Here is a 6,000-nt window from a genome sequence, read left to right on the forward strand (position 1 = left end):
GGGACCCGGCGTGCCGAACAGCGACCGAGCAGAAGAAGAGGCCGCGGCATGTCGAGGCCGGGCAAGGCGAACAGCCGTATTGAGCGAGGACCTAAGCGAAGAACCGCGGCCGGGCCGGCCCGGGGTCATCGAGGACTGGTACCGTTAACCACCGGCAGACGCGACGGGACTACACGCTGCCGCTGCCGGTGGAGCAGGTAACGGTCGGCAATGGCCATCGACGCGATGACCGCACGTCGAAGCTGCCTCGACCCGCTGCAACGGACTTCGCGGCGCGTGGCGTGCGGGATTGAGTGCAGGAGGAGCTCGTTAACGGACATTGAGCTCCCCCAAGCCGGGTGGTGCCGGTGGCCATGCGGCTCCATACCGAGACCGACTCGGTCGTCCCCCGGCCGCGAACGCCGAGATAGGCCGGCTCGGCAGGGACCTCGTCAGCAGAATACCTCGCCGCGGCACTCGCCGTGACACCACCCGCGCTGGTGATCGTCGGCATGCCAAGGACCGAGGCCGCAGGGCACCCAGATCCGTTTTCCTCGTTCGGCCTGCCGCGGGCAGGGCCTGTGGACGACAAGGCACCTGAACTGCGTACCTCAACGCCGTCATCCTCAACGCCTACGACCTGGAACCGTCCGACGGCTGGTTCCTGGAACTGCGCCAGGCAAACTCGCCGAGCACGGTGATCAGCCGACGGGCAGCCGACCCATTCGACCTACGTCGAACTCCACATCTCATCCGGCGATCGCCGATTCGAGGCGGACTCGAAGTCCTGGGTCGCCGAATCCGCGACGACGAGATCGACGCAGTCGCCATCGACGAAGAAGTCGACGACACCGTCATCAAGCCAAACACCAGAAACGTCGACGCCAGCGGGCAAATCGCACGCGCCGACAAGGGTCGCTCAACGACCACCGCCTGGTTTCGGCGAAGCCGGTCACGACGCTTCGCCCGCGCCCTCGACTGGAATCGACGGCCGACGCCTGGCTCGCCGATTTTCGACATCGACATCGTCGAACTCCCGAAGCCACCCGGCTGGTGGCACGAAGACTCACCTCTTGCAAAGACCACCTTCCGCGCCCGCCATTCCAGCGCCCTGCAGGTCGACGCGGCTCCGCGGGCGGCGGCTCTTCGGCGAGCAAATCGGCGCCCGGCGCTTCGGAAGGAACGACATCGCCACGAACTGCCGCGTCGCGCTCAAGGCCACTGGCTGAACCGCCAGACACTGAAGAACTCGGCAAATTATCAGTTTTGAGGCTTGTGCACCTCACCGCCAGGAGGCAGAGTTGCGGTGAGATCCGGAGACACACGACACAACCAACAGGCCAACGCATCACTCAACTATCCTCCGACACTAGGCCACCATCTCCGTATGACACAGAAACCCAAGTGGGGCGTCGAGGCGCAAAATCCCGAGGTCAGGAGTTTGAGCCTGACCATGCAGTGATCACCCCGTATTACTAAAAACACTCAGCCAAGCAGACATGTGGACCGAAGGACGACCTCGTCCGTGCAATCCACGGGGCAGGCCTCCGAACCACGGAGGCCTTCGTTATGCACGTGAGTTCACGGCAAAGTCAACACGAGACCATGTTCCCATCTCTCCAGCAGGCTCGCAGTGACAGCCACTACGGCACTCGCTGCCGGGGACGCTACAGCTCGAATACTGAACGTCATGATCCGAAATTGCGACACACACCGGCCGTCCGAAACTAGCGTGTGCGGCACCCCTCGAGCCGAGACATCCGGCAGAGACCCTGGCTCGGTCGAGTTTGGCCTCGGCTGCGGCCGGACGACGGCCGAAGAAATCAAGGGCCCCTGCGGCGTCCTCAGAAGGTCGATCAGATCCGGGATCATGGGTCTTTGATACACCGCCCTCAAGCTTGGTGCATGGGTCCGGGGTTCCGGAGCCTGCAGCCGAGGCTGAGCCGAGATCCCGTCAGCATGAATCCCGTCCGGAGGTCAACACCCCGGCAAAACAGAGCCGTGAATGACCCACCGAACCCAAACCCGCCTACAGAACTCCGCCAACGGCGATACCGAGATCTCGAGCCGAGACCCAGACACCCAAACGGCGTGGAGGTCAAGCCCGGAGCAGGTACGGCTCGCCTTCGTCCGTCACCATGACGCCACGTCCGCACCAAGGACGCCGGGCGATGCTGCGCATGCCCAGGACCCAGGCTGCGAGGGCGCCGATTGACCGCTCGGCGTCGAGACCCAGCAGGCGAACTACGGCAGAACAGCTCGAGCACAGCAGCGGCCAGTATCGACGGCCGTCGAGCGCACCGACGTCCGGATGCGTCGAGACCTGCGTCTCTCCCAACGGTGATCACCCAGGCGACCGTCGACCGGGACTACCGCTCGACTCGGAGCGCGGGTCGCCAAGGCCCCAGCCACCTCGAAACCGTCACGCACGCGCTTCGTGTACCCCCGGCAGCGCACGCAGGGCCTACCGCGACGAAAATCGGATGGCCGAGCATGCCGCATCGTCGCCGAAGCCGAACGAAGGGCGTCGTCGCCGTCGTTGCAAGGACGAGCACCGACCTGATGAGCTGGGTCCATTCCTGCTCCGGCTCCCGGAGAAAGCCCTCGTGCCCGGATGCCGCGATCCTCGGTCGACTTCGCTGAAGACTTCGGCGAGGGCGCTACCGGTTCAGGGCGCCAGGACAAGGATCGGCAGGTCCATCACCAGGTCCCAGGAGCGAGGCCAGGCCGGGGTGACAGCGAACTCCACGGTGTTCGCACGCCAAGCCCCGACGAGTTGGGAGCTCGTGGCCTGTGAGCGTCGGCCGCGCTGGGCCGCTGGTGACGTTTGTCGGTCGTCGGCTCCGCCGCGCGAGATCGGAGATTCGAGTCGGCCGTCCCCGCGGCGTGCCCGCTCGCCCGAATCCCGCGAGGCGCTCGCCGATCCTGTGGCAAACCACGCGCGACCCCCTCATGCCCCGCTTAGGCCCAGAAAACGGAGAGCCTACCGGGGTCTCCGCCGAACGGCTCCGGGGCTCAGGTCACCTGGACAGGCGTGCTGGTCCGACCGACCTCCGGCAGGGTCGAGTGGTCCGTTGAAGAGCTACACCAGGTCCTCGATCCCAGCCGAATCGTGACCGCCCGACCGGGACCCAGCTGCCTACTCCGGGCCGAGATGGTGAAACCACCAAACCCCACCCTCCGCCGGGACACAGATCACTAGCTCGGCCGATGGGCAGGAGGCTCGCTTGAGCCGAGACTGTCGAGGCGGGCGGATCACCTCAACACCCCAGTCTGGAGGACAGCAACAGTGAAAACTCCACTGGCGCGGGTCTCCACGAGGCCCGCTGGCGCTGGTGGTGCCGATCTGGAACCGAGTGACAAGTAGCCGGCTCGCTCGCGGCACCGGCACCACTGGGCAACTGAGACTCGAACCGGTCCGAGGCACTCGCAGTGCCGCGGTGCCTGGACCGCCGTGCCATTCCAGCTACTTGAGCCTAGCACGAGCCCGAAAATCGAGGGCTGGCCGGCGGTGGCGCTCACGCTTCGAGGCCACTTTGGGAGGCCAAGGCAGGAGGATTGTTCAGTACTTGAGCCTGCGTGTTGCCGAGACGGAAACCTCCTTTCACTGAGATGGGGCTGGATCTGGCCACGTCATGATCTCAGGTAATGCGAGGCCGATGAGCACCTCACTTGAGGAGATCGATCAGGCCGGCCGGCGATCCGGCCGGGATGATTAGCTACGAAAGTCCGTGGGAGGCCAACACAGGCGGGATCACTCCTGAACCCGAAACTGCAGGAGAACTGACGTGGATGACAGCAGTAGGGTGAGACGCCGCCCGGGGAGAAGCCGGTTCGGCCTCGGCGGCGGAGCGGGACGCCCACGAGCGAGGGCCGCTGGCCGCGCGGGCGGGGGAAACACCCGATCGTGGAAAATCCGTCGGCGGCGCTACGAGGGCCGGCCCCTACGGCGCCGTCCCGCCGAGGAGGGTCGAACCCGACCTTACCATGAACAGGCCCAGCCGCGAGGCGATTCCGGCAGGCTGGCGCTCAACACCGTGCCCAGAGCGCGCATGTTCATCACCAACCTCGCCAGGGGAGCCGCCTTCCAGCGGCCCACCAGCGCCGCCCGTCTTCTCCTCCAGCGACTCGACCATTCCGGTTTCGGCCGAGAGCCCCCACGGGGCCGCGCTCGCGCAGCCGTGAAGGCTGCGAGAAAAATCGCTCCCGCGACGTCAGCGCAATGGTGACCTGGGCGAAACGACGTAGGCGGACGCCGAAGGGGTGGCGGCGGCCGCCCGGCGCCCCTACCGCATCAGGGCTTCCCGCACGGCAAGCGCAGAACTTCCTCGCCCCTGCTGGTTGAAACCGGGCCAACTCCGGACGTGGCGGGTTCCGCAGCGCCCAGGTCTCCGCCGTTCGAGGCCCGGCGTTCGCCGGGTTCGGCAGGGCTGGTCTCCAGCATTAGTGCGGCGACCGTTCAGCGGAGCCGGTCTCCACGACCCCCTGATGTCCCGGGCAGGTACTGAGGCCGGGGCTCGCCTGGTGGTCCGCGACCGGCCTGTCACCTCCGGAGTCAGCATGGTCCTGGACCGCGGTGACGCGTCGTCGGCGGCCGCCGGAGCAGCGCAGCCGGCTGCGGTGGCACGACGAGAACGGGCGGGGGCGATCGTGAGACTTTCAGCTCTTTAGCCTGCCGACGACACCGCCGACTGCCCCGGCCGCTGGGGCACGAGGACGAGCACGCCCTGTGCCGCCGACGGTGATGATGAACGGACGTGTGTGAACATGAAACAGACCTGCATGGACCTCGATGGTTGCTGACGACAATCGATGACTCGGCGCCGACTACCACCCCCCACGGCCAGGTCCGCCACCCGCCGCCCTCCTGCAGGCGCTGGCTGCCCGCGACCCGCCTGATCGAGGCGACGTCAGCAGACGACCCCATCCGCGCCTTCCGCCGCGGTGGTACGGACACCTACGTTCCCCTGGACGAAGCCGCTGCGCAGGCGCACCAATTCCAGACGAGGCCACCCAGGTCGTCGGTCCGCCACGGCCGGCGACGTGGTGCGTGACCGCGCCGCGGCGCAACGGCATCGTACATCGACTCGGCAGTGCGCAGGTGGCCGCCCGGCCGGGCCTGGCGTTGATGCAAGATGATTGTCGCCAGTCGCAGTTCGCCGACCACCGTTCAAACGGTAGGCAGGCCCAGGCCTAGGCCGGTCTACGAGGTTGTTCGGACGGCCCCCGCCGCGGCGGGGCTCTGGCCGGAGGACGCCGGCAGGACAGCCCCGGGGAGATGATGCGGGGTGCGGTACGACCCGGGCCAGTGGACGGCCGGTACGGAACGAGACCAAAGCGCCGCCCTTCGCCGGGGTGTCGCGTACCGGTGTTCGGCAGATGAGCGCCTACCGCAGGCCTTGGTGAGGAGCTCTCTACCACCCGCGACCCCGCTCCGGCAGGGGACGGCTGGGGACAGCCGGATGCCGGTGAGCTGCGCAGGTGGCTGGCTGGCTGGGGCACCATCAGCGAGCTGTTCCCCACAAATCCGGGCTCCGCCCCAGTGCCACCGGAGCCCGGCGGCCCCAGGCCACCTGTCACCGGCTCGTCCGCCAGCTCGCCCGCCAGCTCGCCGACAATCCGCCGATCTGCGACAGGCTGAGTTCACCCCGACCACGGTGGCACTCGGCCGAGCCAAGACAGATCGTGCACCACCCGTCTCCCGTCTGGCAGTGACGGCATCGTCTTCGAACCCAGCTCACCATCACCATCTGAGAATCGCCACCCGCAACCTTAGGTGGAGGTCAACCGCTTGAGCCGTGATTGCGCCACGCTACAGCCTGGCCGAGATGACAGATCCCCACCGGCCGCCAACCTCGCCGCAGCCGTAGCCGCGCCGACGACTTATGCACTGTTTGAACTCCAGAGGAGCCGCCGCACTTTCGCCGTCAAATACGAACCGGTCATCACCGACCGGGAACGCATCGAGGCGTTCACCGCCGTGCCGAAGACCTCGACGTCAGCCGCCATTTTCGACATGCA

General features: G+C 66.9%; 2 protein-coding genes. Both read left to right on the forward strand.

Annotation, left to right across the window (positions count from 1 at the left end; translation table 11 throughout):
* The first annotated feature begins 676 nt into the window (after nt 1-676).
* Entirely contained in the window at nt 677-1,249 is a 573-nt protein-coding gene (locus OG490_RS37430) for a hypothetical protein (protein WP_330300718.1), read from the forward strand.
* Nucleotides 1,250-5,755: 4,506 nt separating this feature from the next.
* Nucleotides 5,756-6,000: hypothetical protein (locus tag OG490_RS37435; protein ID WP_330300719.1), on the forward strand; the 245-nt coding region annotated here is incomplete at its 3' end.

It is taken from the genome of Streptomyces sp. NBC_00503, from assembly GCF_036346895.1.
Lineage (GTDB): Bacteria > Actinomycetota > Actinomycetes > Streptomycetales > Streptomycetaceae > Streptomyces.